The following is a 21,929-nucleotide window of genomic DNA, read 5'->3' as shown; positions in this document are numbered from 1 at the left end:
TCATTGGTTTTCTCACCGGATGGTCTTGGATTTTACATTCTTTATCTCTATCACATCTTTAAAAAAATGGTATTAGATATTATTTTTATGGGATGCTTTGGGTTGGGAGTTCCAAGGATTGGTTCCATGCTTCCCGATGAGTTCCCCTGAAGCAACTGCTATATCATGCGAGGTTGGGCGATCGCCTTTGAGGGAATGGGTGAAGGGGCGATCGCCTTCTTATTTTGGGTGGCGATCGCGTACACTCATTTCCCAATTTACGCACTACGCTGCTCAGTGTGATTTTCATCAAGGGCGATCGCAATCAATCAAATGAATCTCCAATCACTGATTGAGCGCACGGGCAATTTTTTGCAGCATTTAAAGCGAGTGTCCCTCATACTCCGCATCTTCAAGCCGTGCAATCACCGACTGTTTTGACCCAATGCGATCTGCAAGTTGCTGTTGGGTCAATCCTGCTTGCGTCCCAATCTCATAAATGAGATTACGACAGCATACCGATATTTTTATTGACAAGTCAGATTTAGACTGGGATTTTATTTTAAATCATTCTAACCTTCCTTCAGCCGTGTATTATGGTACTTTCGCTGCTTAAAAATAGTGTGGACTATTGAATAGTGTAAAACTTTCAAATATGCAATCGTTAAAACAAGCTGCCCGCCGACTTAAAAAAGAGACTTACGCCGTTTATTTAGCCAGTACAGACCAGAGAGTACCTTGGTACGCCAGAATTTTAGCAGGGCTTACGGTGGCCTACGCTTTTAGCCCGATCGACTTAATTCCTGACTTCATACCAGTTCTGGGCTACTTGGACGATTTGATAATTGTACCTTTGGGAATTTGGCTGGTCCTCAAGATGATTCCGCCACAGGTTTTAGCCGAGTGTAGGGAAAAAGCAGCCGCAGAAATAGAGCGAGGAAAACCTATAAATCGGGCTGCCGCTGTTGTAATTATTGCCATCTGGATTGGCTTGGGAATATTAGCAGCAATTTGGCTCATACGAATATTTAAACGTTAAAAAGAAGCACCTATATAGTTATCGTGTAGGGTGCGCGCCGAGCACCTTACCTTAAACAACTCGTTTGACCCAAAAATATTTAAAGTTTAAAAAATCACCTATCTAGTTATAATATAGGGTGCGCTAGGCGCACCTTACGTTAAAAAAACTCGCGGTATCGCATACCAAGTATTATTTACCCCCTTAAAAAATTAAACTAACTTTCTAGCTATGACTCAAACCACTGATTTTCTCAGCCACCTCAACCCATCTCAGCGCCAAGCAGTCGCCCATTATAACGGGCCGCTGTTAGTAGTAGCGGGCGCTGGTTCCGGCAAAACGCGAGCTCTAACTTACCGAGTTGCTAACTTAGTTCGCACCCATAGAGTTGATCCAGAAAATATTCTGGCGGTGACATTTACAAATAAAGCCGCCAGGGAGATGAAAGAAAGAATTGAGAAATTGCTGGCAACTCAGCAAGCTGAAGCGGAATATGGCAAATCTTTGGTAGACTTAGCCCCGGATGTGCAGACAAAATTGCGATCGCAAATTTACCAAAGAATTACCAAACACATTTGGATGGGGACTTTTCACTCTTTGTGCGGCCGCATTCTCCGCTACGATATAGAAAAATACCAAGACGAAAAAGGCCGCCAGTGGAAGAAAAACTTTTCGATTTTTGATGAGTCAGATGCTCAAAGTCTCGTCAAACAAATTGTTACCAAAACCCTGAACCTCGACGACAAGAAATTTGACCCACGAAAAGTCCGCTATGTCATCAGCAACGCTAAAAATAAAGGGTTGTCGCCTCAAGAATACCACGCCGCAGAACCGGATTATCGAGGTCGCGTGATTGCCGATGTTTACAGTCGATACCAAGACGCTTTAGCAGCAAACAATGCCCTAGATTTTGACGATTTAATCCTCGTTCCAGTTAAACTTTTGAGCCAAAACGATCAAGTATTAAGTTACTGGCATAAAAAGTTTTGCCATATTTTAGTTGACGAGTACCAAGATACTAACCGCACTCAATACGATTTGATTCGGATGTTGGTGACAAATAACGCCGACCCGAAAAGCTTCAATAAATGGCAAAACCGCTCGATTTTTGTCGTTGGCGATGTCGATCAATCAATTTACAGCTTTCGGATGGCAGATTATACCATCTTGCTGGAATTTCAAGAGGATTTCGGAGATGGTTTATCTGACGAAAAAACTCGAACAATGGTAAAATTAGAGGAAAATTATCGATCGCGCGAAAACATCCTGCAAGTCGCGAACCACTTGATCGAACACAATACCGAACGGATAGAAAAAATTCTGCGCCCGACTCGCGAACCGGGAGCTCCGATTGTTGTCTGGCGCGCCGACAACGAATTAGATGAAGCGGAATTTGTAGCAGGTCAAATTCATTCCTTGAAGCGCCAAAACTCCGAATACGAAAACGGCAGTAACTTTGCGATTCTCTACCGCACAAACGCTCAATCTCGATCCTTTGAAGAAGCGTTAATGCTTTTAGACATTGCCTACAATATTGTCGGCGGTCTAAAGTTTTACGATCGCAAAGAAATCAAAGATATCCTAGCATACCTGCGGGCGCTCGCCAATCCCGACGATAGCGTCAGCCTCAAACGCATCATCAATACTCCCCGTCGCGGCATTGGGGATACCACATTTTCCAAAATCGAAGACGCTGCAACTCAGTTAGGCATTCCGTTGTGGGAAATCCTCAGCGATGAATCTTCTGTCAATACTCTAGCAGGGCGATCGGCAAAAGCTATTATTAAGTTTGCCGAAATGATTGGTCGTTGGCAATCGCAAGTTGAAACCCTGCCCGCTTCGCAAATTGTCCAAGGAATTATCCAAGATTCAGGCTACATTGAAGATTTGAAAAATCAAGGAACAGAGGAAGCCGAAAATCGGATCGAAAACGTCAGAGAATTGTACAATGCGGTGCTACAATTTGAAGAACAAAACGAAGAACCAACGCTAACATCATTTTTAGCAAAAGCATCTTTAGCATCCGATTTAGATGACTTGCAGGAAGAAGATTCCCGCGTGTCGCTGATGACGCTGCACTCAGCAAAAGGATTAGAATTTCCCGTGGTATTTCTAGTCGGGATGGAACAGGGTTTATTTCCCAATTTCCGCAGTTTGGACGACCCAAAAGCGATCGAAGAAGAACGCCGTTTGTGCTACGTCGGCATCACTCGCGCCCAGGAATTGCTATTTCTCACCCACACTCGCGAACGTCGCCTCTGGGGAGGTTTCCGGGAACACTGCACCCCTTCGCTATTCTTAGGAGAATTGCCGCCGCATTTGCTGGCTGGAAGTGCGAAGAAAACTAAAGCCGGGAAAACGGCTGCATCTAAAGGAAAAACTAATAATTCAGCAGCAAATTCTGCGAGTTCTAAAGCGGGAAACAATGGACAATCGGTGGATTGGCAAACGGGCGATCGGGTTTTTCATCATGCTTTTGGAGTTGGAGAAATTACCCACGTTTTGGGAGAAGGCGATAAAACTAATCTGGCAATTAAGTTTTCAGGTTTGGGCAGAAAAATCATCGATCCGAGAACAGCTAAGTTGCAGCGAGTTTAAGTAAAAATATAGCTAAGCATCTGCGTTAATCTGCGTTAATCTGCACACATCTGCGGTTTCCCTATCCATCCAAGATTTATGCAATAACTCTAATCAGTTAAACTTCGCATTGCTAATAACGCCGCCCCATAAGCAGCCGCAGTATGAATCGGCGTTAATACAGACACTTTTAAATAACGCTTTCTAATCGCACTCCAAACCGAATTTTTCGCCCCGCCGCCAGCAGTATAAACTTTTGTCAAAGGAGTTGCACCCAATTCTTGCAATAATTGATATCCCCACGCTTCAATCCGCGCTATGCTTTCTAGCAAACCGTGCAGAAATTCCAGTGAATCAGTAGGACGCGGTTCGAGTCGGGGCGGCAAATTCGGGTCATTAATCGGAAAGCGATCGCCCTTTTTCAACAATGGGTAATAATCCAGCAAACTCTCTTGTTCTGGATCAATTTGTGTGCTATAATTCTCCAACTCCACATCAGTAAAAAAGTGTCGCAGCACGGCACCTCCGGTATTAGAAGCACCTCCAACTAACCACAAATCCCCTAATTTGTGACTGTAAATCCCGTATCTAGAATCATCTACGCGGGTATGACTTAACAGTTTGACTGCTAGTGTAGAACCGAGAGAAGTTACTGCTTCCCCTGGTAAATTCACACCGCTTGCTAAAAATGCTGCAATGCTATCAGTTGTACCAGCACAGATTATACAATCGCGGGGAAAACCGAAGCGATCGCCCACTTGAGATCTCACTTCCCCCACAGGCGTTCCCGGTGCGACAACTTGCGGCAATTCAGGCGTTGCAGCGCCCGCAATTCCCTCTACCAGCCAATTCGGATAGCACAAAGTATCAACATCGAAACCGAGTTTCAAAGCATTGTGATAGTCGCTAATTCCCAATTTTCCGTGCAGGAGAAATGCCAGCCAGTCAGCTTGATGCAGGAAAACTGTAGGGGCGGTGCCCCCCTGCCCGCCCTCCTGCAACCACAGGAGTTTTGCCAGACTCGATGTAGCGCTCAATACTGTGTGGTTATCCGGCGCGATCGCCCGCAACTTCTCTGTCACCGCTGCACCGCGCCCATCATTGTATAAAATCGGCTCGCATACTGGTATACCGTCGGTATTGCACAGCATGACAGTGGAGGATGTACCGTCAATGGCGATCGCCCTTACCTGATTGCGGATTGTTGGGGGAATTTGCTCGATCACATCCCACAGCGCATTTTGCCAAACCGAGGGCAATTCAGGCTGTTGTTGCCCCTTGTTAGCAAAAGTATATTCAGTCTCACAATGTATTCTACCCTGGGAGTCTATGACAGTCGATCGCGCGCCCGTGGTGCCGAAATCTATTCCCAAAAAAAGATTCATTTGCAACTCCCGCGAATTTTCCTATTTTGAGTAAACCACAAAGTTTATTTGCATCTTATGGTTATTTCTAATTCATCTTCTGCGGCGACAATCTCAGGATTTATCTGCTCTTTGGCTTATTATTTAAATAATGGATAATTGTCTAAGGTGCGATCGCTAAGTCTGAGAAGTTTTAGGTATTCTACAGATTCCATCGTAAACTCTATTGGCGTTGCTGATTTAGAGTAATAAAAGCTCAAGATACAAGTCGTAGAAACCAGTATCCACAAAGCTTCTAGATTTTAAACGGATTTTTTTCATCCTCTGATTAAGCAACACCGGGATTTGTTCTGATGCCAAATCTTTGGCAATAGCTTTGAATGAACGGCATCGGCAAGATTATTTGAAGTGGAGGCAGCGGGTAATAAAGATTCGGTTTTTCGCGCTAGTTGGCTTAGTCGAGTCGATAGATAAGCGCGAGAGGTATATTGATCGGTTTTAGTTACAGGTACAGGTTCGTTGGAGTTAGCTCAAGCTATAGCTTGAGCAACTTAAATCTAAAGTTTAATTAAATGTTAGCAACTAAACGTGGCAAGTCAATTAGACTAACTCTGTCAGTAGCGTATCGGAGCAGTTAAATGTCCCCTTGGGTGAAAAATGATCCAAATTCAGGCGGAGTTAAAATCCCTCCAGCCGTTCAACAACAGGTAAAGCAGCGTGTTCTCGATTATGCTGCAGCTAACTACGCTGGCAAGTACACTCGCCTAGAGATCCGCTTTCGCAGTCAGTTTTGTTACATTGATGCCTATAAAGAACCTGATTGCCCTCCAGATTTTCCACCCAAAGACTTTCCCGTATCTCGCGAGGAATATCTAGAACGAATGCGAAATAGTCCCATTCATCTGTGTCGGCTGCGCTACTTTGGCGATGCAGAATCTTGGAGTCTGGGTTTTTACACCTACAGCAATGAAAAATATGAGCTTTGTATGTTCAATAATGGCAGTTTCTACGGTACTCCTGAACAAGCTTTTGCCATTTCTGCCATGTATTTGCAGTAACCCAAAATGACCCTCTCAGGTCTAAAAACTGGAAGTTTCCCACTTACCATGTATTTTTATGAGCGAATATCAATACTACGAGTTTCAAACCATCGATCGACCGTTGACTAAAGCTGAACAAGAAGCAGTCAGCCTACTCTCTAGTCGCGTACAACTAAGTTCTGCTAGGGCGATATTTACTTATAGCTATGGAGATTTTCGAGGCAACCCAAAAGACCTATTAGTCCAATACTTCGATGCCATGTTTTACATGGCTAATTGGGGAACATTACAACTAATGTTTCGTTTTCCCAAAAGTCTGATTGATGTTGAACGGATGCAGAAATATTGCATTGAAGATATGATTGTTGTTTCTGAAATTAATAATTTTGTCATTTTAGAAATTTCTATGGAGGACGAAGAAGGTTTTGGGTGGATAGAGGGAGAAGGAAATCTATCCTCTTTGATAGGTTTGCGCCAGGAAATTTTGCAGGGAGATCATCGTTTACTTTATCTGGCTTGGCTGAAAGCGATTAGCTATCTTGATATTGATGAACTCAATGAAGAAGACTTAGAGCCACCTGTTCCTCCTGGATTGGGTAAGTTATCTTCATCGTTAGAGGCTTTTATAAGTGCTTTTGAATTGAATGAGCATCTGCTAAAGGTGGCAACAACTGCGAGTGCTGCTAAACCTTCTATTTCAGAAAAGAGCCTAAAAGCAGCTATAAAAAAACTCGATCGTTCGGAAAGCGATACCTTTTTACTGCGGTTAGCCAAAGGAGAAGCTAATCTGTCCTTTGAATTGCGTAAAAAATTATCACAAATGATGGAGGTTATGCAAGATGTAAGTATAGGAGAACGAACAATTAGACAACTTTTAGAAAGCGCTGAACAGGAACAAAAAAAGAGCGATCGCAAAAAAGAACAGGCAACTGAAGCTTTACGAGTCAAAGAATTGGAAGCTTTGGCTCAGCGAGAAACGGCTGCTTGGGAAGATGTAGAGGCTCTTATTCAAAAAGGAACTTCTAAATCTTACGATGAAGTAGTGCCGTTACTTTTAAAACTCCGAGACTTAGCGGATTATCAAAACCAACAAGCTAATTTTTCAACACGGCTGAAACAACTTTATGCTCAATATAGTAGTCGCACGGGATTAAAAAGACGTTTACTTAACGCAAATTTATACTCGACTTGAAAGCGAAAGGTGATTCAATGGTATTGACAGTCTGCAGTCTAAGGATGTGCTCGCAGATTTATTCAGGTGACGCTCGCACTCAACGACTACGATCGCCAACGTATTGAGTTTATCGTGAAGCAACACAGCCAAAGACCAAATATTGGACTTTGCTTAATCAGGGTATGAAAAAAATCAGTTAAAAATCCAGAAGCTTTGTGGATACTGGTTTCTATGACTTGCATATTTAGGCTTTCATAGCGTAAATTAGTAACGCCCAACAGCAGAGCCGGGTAACGACATGGCCTTGCCTTTCATCGTGTCAACTTAACCCGAAAAACCGCTTAACCCGAAACATCGGCAGGGGTTTAAACCCCTGCCAAACAAGGCATTGCCGTGTCCCTAGTTAAACTTTTGTCCCGCACTCAGGACAAAAGTTATTCGTCGAAACATTCTTAGCGCCGCAACTCGGACAATAAACCAACTCCGCAGATTGCAACTTGCTACGATCGGGCAAACCAACCATTTGAGCGTTGCTCTTACCTGGAACAACCATCGGATAGCAGTTTTCGTCCCTCGTCACCTTCACGTTCATCAGCACCGGGCCGTCGTGAGCGAGCATTTGAGCGATCGCATCTTTGAGTTCCTCCGGCCGCGAAACCAGCATCCCTCTCACCCCGTAAGCTTCAGCCAGCATCACAAAATCCGGCATCCCCACAGTCATATTCGAGGAAGAATAACGCTCGCCGTAGAACGCCTGCTGCCACTGCCGCACCATGCCTTGCCAGCCATTATTTACAATCACAATCTTGACATTAATGCCGTATTGCGCTAGTGTTCCCAATTCTTGAATATTCATTTGCACGCTAGCATCGCCAGCAATACAAATCACTTGCTCATCGGGTAGCGCCATTTTCGCGCCCATAGCAGCCGGCACCCCGTAACCCATCGTGCCCAAACCAGCGCTCGAAATCCAGCGACGCGGCCCGTTGTTCAAAAATTGAGCCGACCACATTTGATGTTGACCGACATCTGTTGTGTAGTAAGCATCCGGCGCTTGAGTAGCCAACTCCGAAATCACCTCTTGCGGAGACAAGATGTCTGGGTAATGAGGCACAACTAACGGATAGTCCTGTTTCCACCGATCGATCCTGTGCAGCCATTCCGCAGTCTGTCCGGCCTTCCCCGAAACTCCTGTTTCCCGACAGCGACGCAGCAAATCAATCAAAACTTGCCGGACATCTCCGACAATCGGCACGTCAGGGCCGCGAGTTTTGCCTACTTCCGCCGGGTCGATATCGATGTGAATCACCTTAGCCCGCGCGGCAAACTCGTCTAATTTGCCCGTCACGCGATCGTCAAACCTGGCCCCCACAGCAATCAGCAAATCGCACTCGGTAACGGCAAAATTAGCGTAAGCAGTGCCGTGCATCCCCAGCATTTTCACCGACAAAGGATGGTTTTCGTCAAAGGAACCTTTGCCCATCAGCGTTGTCGTGACCGGCAATTGGAAAAGTTCGGCCAGTTCCTTAATTTCTTCGTGGGCCCCCGCCGCGATCGCCCCGCCGCCCACATAAAGCAAAGGACGTTTTGCTTCCTTCAGCAAATGAATCGCTTGATTAATCTGGCGGGGATTTCCCTTCACCGTCGGCCGGTAGCCCGGAATTCTCACTGCTCCGGGTTCCACGGGCAGATAGTCAAATTCTTCTAAACCCACATCCTTGGGTACATCAACCAACACAGGCCCCGGTCGCCCTGTACTGGCGATGTGGAAAGCTTCTGCCACAATTCGCGCCATATCTCTGGGGTCGCGCACTACATAGGAATGCTTGACAATTGGCAGGGTAATCCCGTAAATATCTGTTTCCTGAAACGCATCAGTGCCGATCGCTGGACGGGCCACCTGACCGGTAATAATTACCATCGGGATCGAATCCATGTGGGCTGTCGCAATCCCCGTTACCAAATTAGTTGCGCCGGGGCCCGAAGTAGCAAAACAAACCCCAACTTGTCCGGTAGCGCGGGCGTATCCGTCGGCCGCGTGAGCAGCACCTTGCTCGTGCCGCACCAGAATATGTTTGATAACGCCGGTTTCTTCAGCGCGGTAGAGTTCGTCGTAAAGCGGCAGAATTGCGCCGCCCGGATAACCAAAAATATGCTTGACGCCGTGGCGGATCAAGCTGTCAATCAGAGCAAATCCACCAGTTGCACGTCTGATGGTCACTTTAGTTTTTAGTTGCACAGAATTTCCTTCCTTAAACTAATTATGATTTTTAATGAAAGCTTTTATACTACTTTAATCTCAATTAATGAAACTATGAAAATTTAAGTGGTGAGATTTTACAAAAGATTTCGCGATCGCAGAGGGTTCGCCCGATCGAGACATTGTGGAACAGCAGAGGAAGAAAAGAAACAGAGGAAATAGCGGCCTCTATGTCGGTGTACCGCTATATGACGCTTGTATAGCATTCGTTCTGCGGCCTTCGACAAGAAAAACCATCGTTTCAGCAATTAAGAACGTCCTAATCATCAGGGCGGTTGCTATGTTATCGATCGATCGCGAAAAGAAAGCCATCTTCCCTCTTACCATAGGTGTCAACACTAGCCTAAAACCGTTGATAAATCTTGTTTAGACGCGAGTATCGCTCCCCCTCCCATTCCCGTTAGGAAGGGAAACTAAAGAGAATGCTCCGGTTCCCCCAACTCTCAGGGGATCTGGACAATCATCGTCAAACAGTAGATCGGTACTACATTTGACGTTAAGTTGACACCCCTCCCCTCTTCTATCTTCCTTCTTCCTTATTCTTTATTCCTTATTCCTGACATCCGTTACATCCGTTACACAATCCGTTGCCGAACTTCCTTCTTTGCAAAGTTTACAGAACATCCTGCAAGACTTTGCGAGTATGTTTCCAAGCTGCCATTCCCATCACCGAAACCAAAAAGCCCAAACTCAGCAACACGATCCGCAAGCCGACGTCATCCGAGCCGACTGCTTTGCTGACAGCATCCGTCAGAGGGCCAGTAATCGCTAAAGGCAGGCTCAGAGCAATATTAATCGCATTGTTCTCAAATCCAAAGACTTTGCCCCGCATAGATTCTGGAGTTTTTTCTTGAATCAGAGCTTGCATCGGGCCGTTAATTAAGGAAGCACCAAAACCGAACAAAGCGCTCAATCCGAATCCCACCCATAACTGTCGAGTAAAGGCAAACATTGCTAATACAAAACCCATCATCAAGAAACCGATTAAAGGCAGAGGTTTGTGGTGCATTCGATGACCCCAGTGTCCCAAAAAGGCTGCACCGAAGACCATTCCAATTCCCGCAGCAGCGAGCAAAAAGCCAAATTGAGTTTCTTTGAGACCTATTTTGCCTGAAAGTGCGATCGCCAGCACCTGAAGCGCTGCAAACACCGAATACAAAATCGTCAACTGCACCATCGCGTTGCTGACAAGGTGATTGTGTTTCAAATAGCGCAAACCTTCTTTGAGATCTTGCCAAGGATGGACGTTTTTGCCACTGCTGCCGGCATGACTTTCTTTGATCCGCATGGCATAGATCAAACCTGCAGATATCAGGTACAACCCGCCCAGCAAAAACTCTTGAGAAGCTGCTCCAAAACTGTGTTTGACCCAACTAAACAGCGGTTCGCCGATCGTCATCCCGACAATAATCCCGCCCATTGTGGACGAGGCGAACAGCGCATTTGCTGACATCAGTCCCTCTCGCCCCACGGCCAGGGGGATTGCCGCCTGCTCTGCCGGAGCAAAAAATTGCGTTACGGTAGAGATCAAAAACGTCATCGTCAGCAAAACCACAAAAGCTTTGGGCAAAAACGGCAAAGCTATAATCAACCCGGCTCGAATCACGTTGCAGGCGATCAGCATTTGCTTTTTGGAAAAGCGGTCTACCACGATACCGGCTACGGAACCAAAGACGATCGCTGGCACGGTGTAGGCGATCATCACTGCTGACAGCATTGAATTTTCCGAATGTTGCCAAGAAACTGGCCAGGGTCGGTAGTCGCCGGTTTTCAGCAGAATAATCAGCAATACATAAAAAATTTTATCCGCCACTTGGGCCAATAACTGGCCCGTCCACAAGGCGAGGAAGGGGCGATTTCTCAGTAGGGCATCAAGCCCGCTGCGGTCAGGGGGAGGGCTGGCTGGGTGCATAGGAATAGTTTAACTGACCGCCTCTGGCAATTATAGTTTTCAGCAATATGTGCAAATCTGACATAGCAAAGCGGAAACTCGGAAAACTCCTGTCTCCTGCGTTCTTTTTCTGTTTTAGCAGATCCGTGGCGGAGGGCTTGGGTCTTTTTCACTCTACCGCGATCTATCGGAGCGGAGAGCCCGCGCCTCGGGCCAATGGGAGAATATTGTTAAAGATTGGCGTGCCTCTCATCGCGAGTACAAAATAAGGTAGTATATTTTACAAAATACTTAATACTAGCAGTGATATTAAAAGATGTCACGCGATTTAAGTAATATAACGAAGGTACTAACTGTTAGGAGTGAAAAACTTGAAAAAGGTTGAAGCTATTATTCGCCCCTTTAAACTAGACGAAGTGAAAATCGCACTCGTCAATGCTGGTATTGTGGGGATGACTGTTTCTGAAGTTAGAGGTTTTGGCCGTCAGAAGGGCATGACAGAACGCTATCGCGGTTCTGAGTACACCGTTGAGTTCTTGCAAAAGCTCAAGGTCGAGATTGTTGTGGAAAACGATCAGGTTGACATGGTGGTTGATAAAATTATCGCGGCTTCCCGCACGGGCGAGATTGGCGACGGCAAGATTTTCATCTCTCCTGTAGAACAAATTATTCGGATTCGGACTGGAGAAAAGAACTTGGAGGCTATCTAAGATACTGGGGCATTGGGCATTGGGCATTGGGCATTGGGCATTGGTAACTAATCATTGCCAACGAAAAACCTCTTTCCTGTTTAGTTTTCATACCTAAGTGTCAATATCCAATGCCACAGTTACCCTCTGTTTTGGCTTTTTTATTCATTATGGGTTGACAAGGTTCGCCATTTGTGGTATGAGAGCCTGGAAGGCTCGGCCGCGGTGAGAGTGCGATCGCTTGATATCCGGTGTCATTTCGGCAAAAGTCTGTTGCTGTGCGGGTACGTAGAAAATGGGATCATATCCGAAACCTCCCGTGCCGCGAGGAGTGTGAAGGATTTCGCCTCGGCAAATTCCTTCTACTTGCAAGGCAATTGTACCGTCGGGACGGGCGATCGCGATCGCGCAAACAAATTGTGCTTCCCGGTTTTGTTCGCTACCCAATTCTTTGAGAAGTCGATCGATCCTGTCAGCATCGGTTTTCCCGTAGCGCGCGGAGTAAATGCCCGGTTGGCCGTCGAGTGCATCTACCATTAAACCAGAATCATCCGCGATCGACCATTTGCCCGTGGCTTTTGCCACTTCAGACGCCTTCAAGCAAGCATTAGCGATAAAAGTTTCGCCTGTTTCCTCGATTTCCAACTCTTCCGGTTTGAGTTCCAATTCCCACCCCAAATCCTGAAGATAAACTTGCATTTCCTTGAGTTTACCCGGATTGCCCGTAGCTACAACTAGCAATTTGCGATCGGTCATTATTTCTCTTAAAACTTACGGCTCCATATTAACAAAAGATTGGGAAAATGGTTGCAACAAAATTCCCAAAATCTTATCAACATCTTTAATATAGTATTCAATCGGATCGATATAAACAATAGTTTCCTCCAAAATTAAGAACTTCCAGTTAGTGCCAGTCGTCACTGAACCGTAAATGCGATCGACCTCAGTGTCTTGGTTTTGATTGAAACATTGAGCCGCTACCATTGCGGCCACGCATTGACCCAAACCGCCAATGATATCTTCCTTTTTTGCCTCAAAAATTGTTATAACCGGAGCACTGATAAACAATTGTTCTGAAGAACCGCTAATAATATAATCGCAAAATCCTTGCAAACCTCTTTCTGGATCGACAGTAAAATCCTTACCGGAAAAAAGAGAAACTCGTTTATTTAACAATCGCCGAACTTCTGCTAATATCGGGGCAATTAAAAATTCTGAGCGAGCTTTTTCTGTGGAAATAAAAGTGGCTAGCGGTACATAATCAATCAGGATTGTGGTTGAAATTTCTGAGGGTGAAACTGGTTTTGTCTCGGCAAATAAATTGCGACTTTCATCTAAAGTTAATCCAAAATCTTTTTTGACTCTCGCAAGGCTGAAATCGCTGTATTCCATTTGCTTTTATCCTAAAATTTATCTGATATAGCAATAGTGTTTCATTGGGGAGTAAGACTTTTTTTACGAACCGCGAAGGCGCGTTAGGCGAAGCCGCGCGTAAGCGCTAGGACGCGAAGTAAGAGAAGATAAGAGAAGAGAAATAGTTCACAATTGATGGGAGGATTGCTACGGCAATACGATTCTATTTATGAAGAAGATTATTTTAACCGCAGAGGGCGCAGAGGACACAGAGAAATAGAGATTTGATATCAATTTATCCGCGTTTGTCTGCGTTTATCTGCGGCTGAAAACTTCGATTAATTATGCGCCCAAGCTTTCGCCCAGTTTAAGTTTTGCATAACTTCTTTCAATGTCGCGGCTTCTGAATACAGCCGCAACACTGGTTCGGTTCCGCTAAACCGAATTAACAGCCAACTTCCGTCGGCTAAACGGAATTTATATCCGTCAACTTTGTTGCAATCTACAACTGCTTTGCCGGCGATTTCTGTTAAGGGTTGATTTTGCAGCAGGGACAGCAAACGCGACCTTTCTTCCATGTTTGCTAAGTGCAAGTCGATTCTGTCATAAGCTGAAGTAAAGCTTGTTTCTTGTTGCAGTCGGCTGTAAATTTCGCTTAAGTCTTCCCCGGATTTGACAACTGCTTCTAACAAGTACAGCGCTGACAGCAAAGCATCTCGTTCGGGAATGTGCGTACCGTAGCCAATTCCTCCTGATTCTTCGCCGCCGACTAAGACTTGGGTGGTTAACATTCGATCGGCTATATACTTGTAACCGATCGGCGTTTCAAATAATGGCAAGTCGTACAGCTTGGCAATTTTAGGAATTATGTCTGAACCGCTGACTGTTTTGATGACTTCCCCGGTCCAGCCGCGCCGTGAAGCTAAATGTTCGATTAAGATGGGAACTAGGATTTGTGAACTGAGGAAGTTGCCGCTAGAGTCAACGGCTGCAATTCGATCGCTATCTCCGTCAAATACAAATCCAATGGACAAACCAGAACTTTTTCGCTGGTGAGTACGCATCACCCGAAATAACTGCGACAGGTAGCGCGGCAAAGGTTCCGGTGCACCGCCACCAAACAGCGGATCTCGATCGCTGTTGACTTCATGTACTGTTTCTTCTAAAATTTGAGCTAGTCCTCCTGCTGCGGCCCCGTGCATTACATCTACAAATACTGTAATTTTGCCGCTGGCGATCGCTTCTTTAATCGCCTCAATATCTACCATTTCCCGCAAGGTTTTGCAGTAAGCTGGCCAAGGATTGAAATTATCCAATTTGCCGGGAGTTGCTGAAATTGCCGCCGGATTTTCGAGTTTTGCTTCTATCTGTTGAGTAACTTCGGGCGAAACTGAACCGCCAAATCCGCCCTTGACTTTTAACCCTAAATATGCACCGGGATTGTGGCTGGCTGTCAGGACGATCGCACCCAAAGCATTTAATTGTTTGGCAGCTAAACTGAAAGCTGGAGTGGGGGCGTAGGATTCGCTCAGCAGCACGTCAAATCCTGCGTTTTGGACGGCAACAGCCGCTGTGAAGGCAAATTCTTCAGCCAGAAATCGGCGGTCGTAACCGACAATTACGGTACCGCTGCTGCCATCGCTGCTGCCGGTTTGTGCGAGAACTTGTGCCGCTAAGGGAGCGACTAACGCTACGCGATCGAATGTAAAATCGTCAGCAATGATGCCGCGCCAGCCATCTGTACCGAATTTGATAGGAGGATTCATTTAGTCACAAGTCATGAGTCACCCGTCTATTTTATGGGTTTATCAGTCGATCGTCATCCGATTTTAGATTTTAGATCGGTCCTGGACGCACTCCGACAAAGAAACCGGGTTTTTTACCGAATTTACGGTGCGTAACGAAATATATCGTAAAAAAAACCCGGTTTCTGGACCTCATGCTTGATTACAGCCACCAAGAAAAAAGTGAATGACTAATGACTAATGACTAATGACTAATAACTAATGACTAAAAGAATGCCGGTTGGTGGCGGATCAAATTCAGGAATTCTTCGCGAGTTTTCTGTTCCTCTTGAAACACGCCCAACATGGCACTCGTAACCGTCCAAGCACCAGGTTTTTGCACACCCCGCATCGTCATGCACATATGGCTGGCTTCCATTACTACAGCTACTCCCTGCGGTTCCAATATTGTCTGAACTGCTTCAGCAATCTGGCGTGTCAAACGTTCTTGCACCTGCAATCGGCGGCTGTACATTTCAGCAATTCGGGCTAATTTACTCAATCCCACTACTTTTTGGTTGGGAATGTAAGCGACATGAACTCTACCCATAAACGGCAGCATATGGTGTTCGCACATACTGAATACGCTGATGTCTCGTACCAGTACCATTTCGTTGTGGCCTTCGTCAAAGATAGCGCCGTTGAGGAGTTCTTCTAGGGATTGACTGTAACCGCTGGTGAGAAACCGCATTGCTTCTGCTACCCGTTTTGGGGTTTTGAGCAATCCTTCCCGTTCAGGATCTTCTCCTACTCCCAGCAGCATTGTGCGAACAGCCTCCATCATTTCTTCCATGCCTACTTCTGATGGTTTGGGCACGCTGGATTCTTGACCGTGGGAGGAATTGCGATCGGGTCGAGTTGGGATGCGCGGGGTGTTGTTGTCTGCGGTTTGTAACAGTTTCATGCTGTCAGTCGAGAGAGAGTTCGACCCATTGGAATCGGCGGAAGATGCAATTGTCATAACAAGTTGGTGTGAGGGTGAATCGATTTTCGATTTTCGATTTTCGATTTTCGATTGGGGGATATATAGCCTTTCTCAAAAATGTGAGGTACGAATTTTGACCTGGAAAGCTTGACATTACAGGGTTTCTGTATACCTCATTTATCTGAGAACCGCTATAGCTAGAGATTCAAAGATTGTTGAATTCGAGAAAAATCCAGCAGTCTAAAATCTCAAGTTCACAAAACTCCTGCGTTGGACATGAGCGTGATTTCTTCAATTACTGCACTCGCTGGTAACTGAACTGCGTGCAGAATTGATTGGGCGACGATTTCTGGGGTTAACATGGCGCTGCGATCGAAGTCGGCGTCCACGGTGTCTGTGTCCCACATAGGAGTGTTGACAGAACCCGGACAGATTGCTGTTACGCGAATTCCGTGAGCCCGTTCTTCGGCGGCTAAGGTTTTAGACAAAGCCATGAGACCAAATTTGCTAACGCAGTAGGCTCCCCAGTTGGGGAAGGTTTGGGTGCCGGCGATCGAGGAAACGTTGATGATGATTCCCGATCGGCGATCGCGCATTGAGGGCAAAACTCCTAAAATGCACTGCCAAACGCTAGTCAGATTGAGGTCTAGAACGCTTTGCCAGTCGGTTAGGGAAGTTTCCGTCAAGGAGCCGGTGTAGCCCATGCCAGCGCTGTTTACCAGGATATCTACGGCACCCAATTGAGCTGCGATCGCGCTGATGCTGCTTTGCACTTGCTCAATTTTTGCCAAGTCTAAGGGATAAGCTTCTGCTTTCACTCCGACTGCTCGGGCCGCTGCGGCAACGGCTTCTAAGTTTTCCGACTCTCGGCTAACTAAGGCCAGATTTATGCCTTCGGCGGCGAACGCTAGAGCCGTCGCTTTGCCAATACCGCTGCTGGCTCCGGTAATCAGAGCCTGCTTTGTTGTTGGATGGTTCATTCAATGTCCTAATACTTTCCCTCGGCAACTCCCTACAGCGTTGCAGCCTTCATCGGCAAATTAGACAACTGTCTGCTGCGGGTGATAACAGTTAATTATGAGATAAACATTAAGAACTGTTAAGCCGTGTCACCTGAGAAATTATAACACTGCTGACAGATCCGCAGAATAATGAGCTGTGAGTTATGAGTTTAAAGTTAAGAATTTTTAACTCATAACTGATAACTCTGAATCGATCGGCTCAAGCCGCAATTTCAGTGAATACACCGATGTGGCGAAATTTTTGATACCGGAGTTCGCGTCGCTGCTGACCCGTAAGCTGGGTTAGTTCTGCTAAGTTTTCTAACAAAGCTTGTTTGAGTATGGAGGCAGCTTTGAGGGGATTCGAGTGAGCGCCGCCGATCGGCTCTGGTACTATTTGATCGAGAATGCCGAGGTTTTTCAAATCCCAGGAAGTGATTTTGAGAGCTTCTGCGGCCAAGTTAGCTTTACCGGAGTCTTTCCAGAGAATCGCCGCGCAAGCTTCGGGGGTGGCGACGGTGTAGACGGAATGTTCTAACATTAACAGCCGCTCGCCGACGCCGATACCCAATGCGCCGCCGGATCCGCCTTCGCCGATGACGGTGCAAATAATGGGAACGTCGAGGCGAAACATCTCGCGGAGGTTACAGGCGATCGCCTCTCCCTGTCCGAGCTGTTCTGCTTCTAAGCCCGCCCAAGCCCCCGGAGTGTCGATAAAGGTGAAAATTGGCATGGAGAAGCGATCGGCGTGTTCCATCAAGCGCAGGGCTTTGCGGTAGCCGCCGGGAGCAGCCATGCCGAAGTTGCGGGCGATATTGTCTTTTGTGTCGCGCCCTTTTTGATGGCCGATGATGACTGTGGGACGCCCGTCTATGCGGGCAATTCCGCCGACGAGGGCCGGGTCGTCTCCGCCGCGCCGATCGCCGTGAAGCTCGAGCCACTCGTCGCTAATTGCCTGAATGTAATCGAGGGTGCTGGGGCGGCGCGGGTGACGGGCCAGTTGCAGCCGCTGCATGGGGGACAAGCTGCTGAAAATTTCTTGTCGCAGTTGGGCGGAACGCGCTTCGAGTTTGCGAATTTCGTCGGTGACATCGACGCTGTTTTCGGCGGCGAGTTCGCGAATCTGGTGAATTCGGGTTTCGAGTTCGGCCAGGGGCTTTTCAAAATCTAAGAGTAAGGGTTTACGGTCTGGGTTTGGCACGCTGATAATTTCTATAAGGTTTTAAGGTGAAAGTCGATCGACTATTTCCCGATCCTACCCTGTCAGGGGATGCTGAAAAAGAGAGGAAATTTGGAAGTTTTGAATTTTAAATTTTGTATGAGATCAAATTTGGTCACATCATCATTATCATATAGCGCGAGCCGGAAGCTAGCGCTGCACTCCGAAAAATATTATTCTGATGCCAAATAAAAAGTCAACTATTAAATTTTCAAATTTAACAGTTGACTTTTAACATCAAACTGACATTAATAAAGGTCTGAAACCGTGCTTGACAGAAATATGACCGATTTGCTCCATCTTTTCCACAGTAATTTGATTCCGTCCCCAAGAAAAATTGGTATACATTTTTTCAAATTCCAGCAGCATTGATTCAGCAAAACAGGCAAACAACTGTCGGCCCGGCACATCCATATTGACAATCTTCATGATTTTCCACTCAATATCGAGGGAATGCTCCACAATGCCGCCATTGAGCACGTAAATTCCGGGATGCTGAACCTGAGTTGCCAAATTTTTCGGATAGCCACCGTCAATCAATAAACATGGTTGCTTCAATGTTTTAGGGTCAATTTCTACTCCCTTGGGCATACTGGCTACCCAGACTACAATATCCGCTTGGGGCAGGGCTTCTTCCAAATCCATGATTTTGCCTCGCCCCAATTCCGATTGCAAATCTTGCAATCGTTCTTTGTCGCGGGCAATCAGCAACAATTCTGCTACATTTGTTTTAACATTGAGCCAGCGACACACCGCACTGCCAATATCGCCAGTAGCACCGCAAACGGCTACAGTGGCTTTTGAAAGTTCAATCCCCAATTTAGGGGCTGCTTCTTCTACTTGGCGGCAGAGGATGTAAGCCGTGTGAGTGTTACCAGTGGTGAAGCGCTCGAACTCCAACTTGAGATTGCGAATTTGCTTAATTTGCTGCAAGTTGAAAGTCTCAAAAATGATCGAAGAAAAGCCGCCTAAAGCAGTGATGTTAATCCCGTTTTTTTGAGCGTGTGCCATCGCATTAAGGATTTTGCGAGTGGCTGCTTTAATCCGGCGAGTGGCTAGCATTTCTGGCAGAAAACAGGACTCCACATAGCGCCCTTCTATTTTTTGTCCAGTGATGCTTGTTACCGTGATCTGATCAACTATTTGGGGCGGTGCGCTGCACCAAAAATCGAGACCTTGATCGGCATATTCTGGATAGCCCAGCTCGTTAGCTACTGATTGGGCGTGTTCTAAGCTGGTTAAGTGACCGATTAGACCAAACATTAAGTTGTCAAATGAAGGAAGATGGAAGGTGGAAGATGAAAGATGAAAAATGGAAGATGGGAAGATTAAAAATTTATATTTTCAAATGAGTTATCCCATTTTTAATTTTTAATTTTTAATTTTTTTCCCATTCCTTATTTCCGAATTAACTAGGCTGCGAGGCCTTGTGCTGACATCCGCATGATATCGCGGTTGTTAAAGCCAATGTTACCTAGGGCTTCGCCGTAGGCAATCATAAAGTCTTCGATTAAAGCGTCTTTTTCCATTCCCAAGACGCGGGCATCGTCTGCGACAGAGTTTAGCAGTCTCCAGATGATGGGCAGGTTTTGGCGGTTGGCGGCTTCGAGTTCGGCTTTGGATTCCTCAAAGTGAGCTTGCAGCCAGACTTCCCCAAAGTTGAGGTGGCTGTATTCTTCTTTGACGACGCCTTCGGTGATTTTGCGAGCAAAGTCATCGGCGACGGGGATGTAGATGTTGTAAGCTGCGATCGCAAAACACTCGATAATTAGCGATTGAATCAACAAGCAAGTTACAATCTGACCTTCGGCCGCGGCCGTCTGGAAGTTTCTGTGCAAATCCGAAAAGAACTCTTTGGCAAATGCCATGTCCGGCGTGACTTTAAGATTCCGGCCACAAGCTTGGAAGCCCTTCATGTGGCGGTTCTCCATCTTGGACAAGCCAACTAACTCTGCTTTTTTGTCCGCCAACAGTTCGGCCAGTGTCAGGTAATTATCGTGAGCTTCTTGTTCGCCTTCAATCACAATGGCGTTGATGCGGCTGTAAGCATCTTTGTAAGTTTCGGTTTGAAAGTCAATTGTTGGGCTGGCCTCAAGCTGGGGCATAGATATGTAGTCTCCTTATATAAGCTTGCGGGATGTTTGGAAACCCCTTTAAAATGGGGGGTCAGTGACAGTACACTTTACTTATTTTGAACGCACCCCATCTAAATCACAGATTATAGCTGAGGATGCTTTCGCCAAAGAACTTTTCTTTGACGTTCCGGGAAAAACTGGCGTCCGAGCGCGTGTTTGCCGGACTTTTGCCGTCGAACACTCCAGAAAGACTATCGCTAGAATGCTATCTATTTACTAATTACTTGAATTAGTCGTTAGTCGATCTTTTGCCCGGAAATAGATGATAGAAATACGGTCTATGTCTCCACCTTTCAGGGTTTTACAGTACCAACTCTATCTATAACATTATATCCTAATCACAACTTCCTCCCTAGGTACTCCTTCTTTCCCTCTACGACTATTATGTTGTTGTATGGGAATCTGGGATGCGATCGGGTTGGAGAACCTCACAGGCTTATTATTTTAGGTTAATTCACAAATTTATGGGTAAATCCTTTGACAGGTCTCAAGCGCTGGAACTGCTGAGTTTTATTTTGTTGCTGGCGGGTGCTGCGCTGGTGCTGCTGCCACTGGCTGCTGTATTTTGGGTTTCCTTATCACCATCTGGTGTCGGTGTCAAGGCCACAGGCCTGACTTTTGCGAACTATCAGGAGGCTTGGCGACGGGGCAATTTTTTGTTGGCATTCCTTAATTCTACTCTAGTGGCGATCGCAGTGACGGGTTTTCAGATTGTGACTTCTGCTTTGGCCGGTTATGCTTTGGCCAGGCTGAAGTTTCGCGGGCGACAGGCCCTAGTTTTGGGGGTTTTGGCAACGCTGGTAATTCCGTTTCAGCTTTTGGTGATTCCCATTTTCTTGGTTTTGAAGTGGGGTCATCTGCTGAATACTTACGGGGCGCTGATTTTGCCGACGGCTGCTAATGGTTTTGGGATTTTTCTGCTGCGCCAGTATTTTATGACGGTTCCCGTGGAGTTAGAGGAGGCGGCAATGCTGGATGGGGCTAACCGCTGGCAGGTTTTATGGCAGGTGATGTTACCTTTGGCCCGCCCTGCTTTGGTGACGCTGTTTTTGTTTACGTTTATCGGGGAGTGGAACGATTTGTTTAAGCCGCTGGTGTTTACGACGCGGCCGGAGTTGCGGACTGTGCAGTTGGTTCTGGCTGAGTTTCAGGAACAGTTTACTAGCAGTTGGCAGTTGTTGATGGCGGCGGTGGTAATTGGCACAGTGCCGGTGGTGTTGCTGTTTTTGGCCGGTCAACGACAGTTTATACGCGGGATTGCGGCGACGGGGATTAAGAATTGAGTGGGAGATGCTTGGCAATTAAGTTTGTAGTCAGATGTTGAACCATTCTCAAGAACAGGCTTTCGGGCCTGTTCCACAAATACTAAATGTTCTTGTGGAACAGGCCGGAAAGCCTGTTGCTGACATTGGTGCAAGATGCGAGTTTGTAGTCACTCGGCGATTGAAAGAGACTGTTGGCGAATTAAAAAAGGGTGAAACCAAACATCCCATAATCATGGAAAAAAAACTACAATGAGG

General features: G+C 46.3%; 21 protein-coding genes. 8 read left to right on the top strand and 13 right to left on the bottom strand.

Annotated elements, in window-relative coordinates; all coding sequences use genetic code 11:
• Nucleotides 1-163: 163 nt before the first annotated feature.
• Nucleotides 164-289 (bottom strand): hypothetical protein, encoded by a 126-nt coding sequence (locus tag QUA36_RS28565; RefSeq protein ID WP_333459855.1) that lies wholly within the window; start codon nucleotides 287-289, stop codon nucleotides 164-166.
• Between the two features lie 71 nt (nucleotides 290-360).
• Complete coding sequence (locus QUA36_RS28560; RefSeq protein WP_333168498.1) at nucleotides 361-453, bottom strand: hypothetical protein; 93 nt, start codon at nucleotides 451-453, stop codon at nucleotides 361-363.
• A gap of 181 nt (nucleotides 454-634) precedes the next feature.
• Here QUA36_RS28560 and QUA36_RS28555 point away from each other — a divergent pair, with 181 nt between their 5' ends.
• Nucleotides 635-1,018: a YkvA family protein gene (locus QUA36_RS28555; RefSeq protein ID WP_333459854.1), complete on the top strand. Its 384-nt coding sequence runs from the start codon at nucleotides 635-637 to the stop codon at nucleotides 1,016-1,018.
• A gap of 210 nt (nucleotides 1,019-1,228) precedes the next feature.
• The gene (pcrA, locus tag QUA36_RS28550) at nucleotides 1,229-3,595 is read left to right on the top strand and encodes a DNA helicase PcrA (RefSeq protein WP_333459853.1); all 2,367 of its coding nucleotides are present in this window, start codon (nucleotides 1,229-1,231) and stop codon (nucleotides 3,593-3,595) included.
• A gap of 89 nt (nucleotides 3,596-3,684) precedes the next feature.
• On the opposite strand, the gene QUA36_RS28545 is transcribed toward pcrA, so the two are convergent.
• A complete protein-coding gene (locus QUA36_RS28545; RefSeq protein ID WP_333226716.1) occupies nucleotides 3,685-4,959 on the bottom strand; it encodes an FGGY-family carbohydrate kinase in 1,275 nt (424 codons plus the stop codon).
• 629 nt (nucleotides 4,960-5,588) lie between these two features.
• Between QUA36_RS28545 and QUA36_RS28540 the strand changes: the two genes are divergently transcribed.
• Nucleotides 5,589-5,996 carry a hypothetical protein gene (locus tag QUA36_RS28540; RefSeq protein WP_333226714.1) on the top strand — a complete coding sequence of 136 codons (408 nt, stop codon included), beginning with the start codon at nucleotides 5,589-5,591 and terminating at the stop codon, nucleotides 5,994-5,996.
• 103 nt (nucleotides 5,997-6,099) lie between these two features.
• Nucleotides 6,100-7,170: a hypothetical protein gene (locus QUA36_RS28535; protein ID WP_333459852.1), complete on the top strand. Its 1,071-nt coding sequence runs from the start codon at nucleotides 6,100-6,102 to the stop codon at nucleotides 7,168-7,170.
• Nucleotides 7,171-7,555: 385 nt separating this feature from the next.
• Here QUA36_RS28535 and ilvB read toward each other — a convergent pair whose 3' ends face one another.
• Nucleotides 7,556-9,391, bottom strand: coding sequence for a biosynthetic-type acetolactate synthase large subunit (gene ilvB / locus QUA36_RS28530; protein WP_333226710.1), 1,836 nt, complete (start codon nucleotides 9,389-9,391; stop codon nucleotides 7,556-7,558).
• A 634-nt stretch (nucleotides 9,392-10,025) separates the two neighbouring features.
• Entirely contained in the window at nucleotides 10,026-11,324 is a 1,299-nt protein-coding gene (locus QUA36_RS28525) for an MFS transporter (RefSeq protein WP_333214397.1), read from the bottom strand.
• A gap of 350 nt (nucleotides 11,325-11,674) precedes the next feature.
• On the opposite strand from QUA36_RS28525, the gene QUA36_RS28520 reads away from it, so the two are divergent.
• Nucleotides 11,675-12,013, top strand: a complete 339-nt coding sequence (locus QUA36_RS28520) for a P-II family nitrogen regulator (protein ID WP_006633346.1) — start codon at nucleotides 11,675-11,677, stop codon at nucleotides 12,011-12,013.
• 147 nt (nucleotides 12,014-12,160) lie between these two features.
• On the opposite strand, the gene rdgB is transcribed toward QUA36_RS28520, so the two are convergent.
• From rdgB to QUA36_RS28480, 8 genes are all read right to left on the bottom strand, one after another.
• Nucleotides 12,161-12,748, bottom strand: coding sequence for an RdgB/HAM1 family non-canonical purine NTP pyrophosphatase (rdgB, locus tag QUA36_RS28515; protein ID WP_333459851.1), 588 nt, complete (start codon nucleotides 12,746-12,748; stop codon nucleotides 12,161-12,163).
• 15 nt (nucleotides 12,749-12,763) lie between these two features.
• Nucleotides 12,764-13,384 (bottom strand): hypothetical protein, encoded by a 621-nt coding sequence (locus QUA36_RS28510; protein ID WP_333459850.1) that lies wholly within the window; start codon nucleotides 13,382-13,384, stop codon nucleotides 12,764-12,766.
• A 299-nt stretch (nucleotides 13,385-13,683) separates the two neighbouring features.
• Nucleotides 13,684-15,111, bottom strand: coding sequence for a phosphoglucomutase/phosphomannomutase family protein (locus tag QUA36_RS28505; RefSeq protein ID WP_333459849.1), 1,428 nt, complete (start codon nucleotides 15,109-15,111; stop codon nucleotides 13,684-13,686).
• Nucleotides 15,112-15,355: 244 nt separating this feature from the next.
• Nucleotides 15,356-16,090 (bottom strand): GTP cyclohydrolase I FolE, encoded by a 735-nt coding sequence (folE, locus tag QUA36_RS28500; protein WP_333051519.1) that lies wholly within the window; start codon nucleotides 16,088-16,090, stop codon nucleotides 15,356-15,358.
• A gap of 218 nt (nucleotides 16,091-16,308) precedes the next feature.
• Nucleotides 16,309-17,034 (bottom strand): SDR family oxidoreductase, encoded by a 726-nt coding sequence (locus tag QUA36_RS28495; RefSeq protein WP_333051517.1) that lies wholly within the window; start codon nucleotides 17,032-17,034, stop codon nucleotides 16,309-16,311.
• Between the two features lie 241 nt (nucleotides 17,035-17,275).
• Nucleotides 17,276-18,256, bottom strand: a complete 981-nt coding sequence (accA, locus tag QUA36_RS28490) for an acetyl-CoA carboxylase carboxyl transferase subunit alpha (RefSeq protein WP_333051515.1) — start codon at nucleotides 18,254-18,256, stop codon at nucleotides 17,276-17,278.
• Nucleotides 18,257-18,511: 255 nt separating this feature from the next.
• Entirely contained in the window at nucleotides 18,512-19,537 is a 1,026-nt protein-coding gene (locus QUA36_RS28485) for a long-chain acyl-[acyl-carrier-protein] reductase (protein WP_333051513.1), read from the bottom strand.
• A 149-nt stretch (nucleotides 19,538-19,686) separates the two neighbouring features.
• Nucleotides 19,687-20,379 carry an aldehyde oxygenase (deformylating) gene (locus tag QUA36_RS28480; protein ID WP_333459848.1) on the bottom strand — a complete coding sequence of 231 codons (693 nt, stop codon included), beginning with the start codon at nucleotides 20,377-20,379 and terminating at the stop codon, nucleotides 19,687-19,689.
• A gap of 64 nt (nucleotides 20,380-20,443) precedes the next feature.
• Here QUA36_RS28480 and QUA36_RS28475 point away from each other — a divergent pair, with 64 nt between their 5' ends.
• From QUA36_RS28475 to QUA36_RS28465, 3 genes are all read left to right on the top strand, one after another.
• Complete coding sequence (locus tag QUA36_RS28475) at nucleotides 20,444-20,629, top strand: hypothetical protein (RefSeq protein WP_333167319.1); 186 nt, start codon at nucleotides 20,444-20,446, stop codon at nucleotides 20,627-20,629.
• 244 nt (nucleotides 20,630-20,873) lie between these two features.
• The gene (locus QUA36_RS28470) at nucleotides 20,874-21,692 is read left to right on the top strand and encodes a carbohydrate ABC transporter permease (RefSeq protein ID WP_333167347.1); all 819 of its coding nucleotides are present in this window, start codon (nucleotides 20,874-20,876) and stop codon (nucleotides 21,690-21,692) included.
• Between the two features lie 34 nt (nucleotides 21,693-21,726).
• Nucleotides 21,727-21,927: a hypothetical protein gene (locus tag QUA36_RS28465; protein WP_333459847.1), complete on the top strand. Its 201-nt coding sequence runs from the start codon at nucleotides 21,727-21,729 to the stop codon at nucleotides 21,925-21,927.
• Nucleotides 21,928-21,929 lie beyond the last annotated feature (2 nt).

This window comes from Microcoleus sp. Pol10D4 (genome assembly GCF_036701555.1).
GTDB lineage: Bacteria > Cyanobacteriota > Cyanobacteriia > Cyanobacteriales > Microcoleaceae > Microcoleus.
Note: the sequence above shows the minus strand (reverse complement) of the source record. Positions and strands in the feature narration are given on the sequence as shown.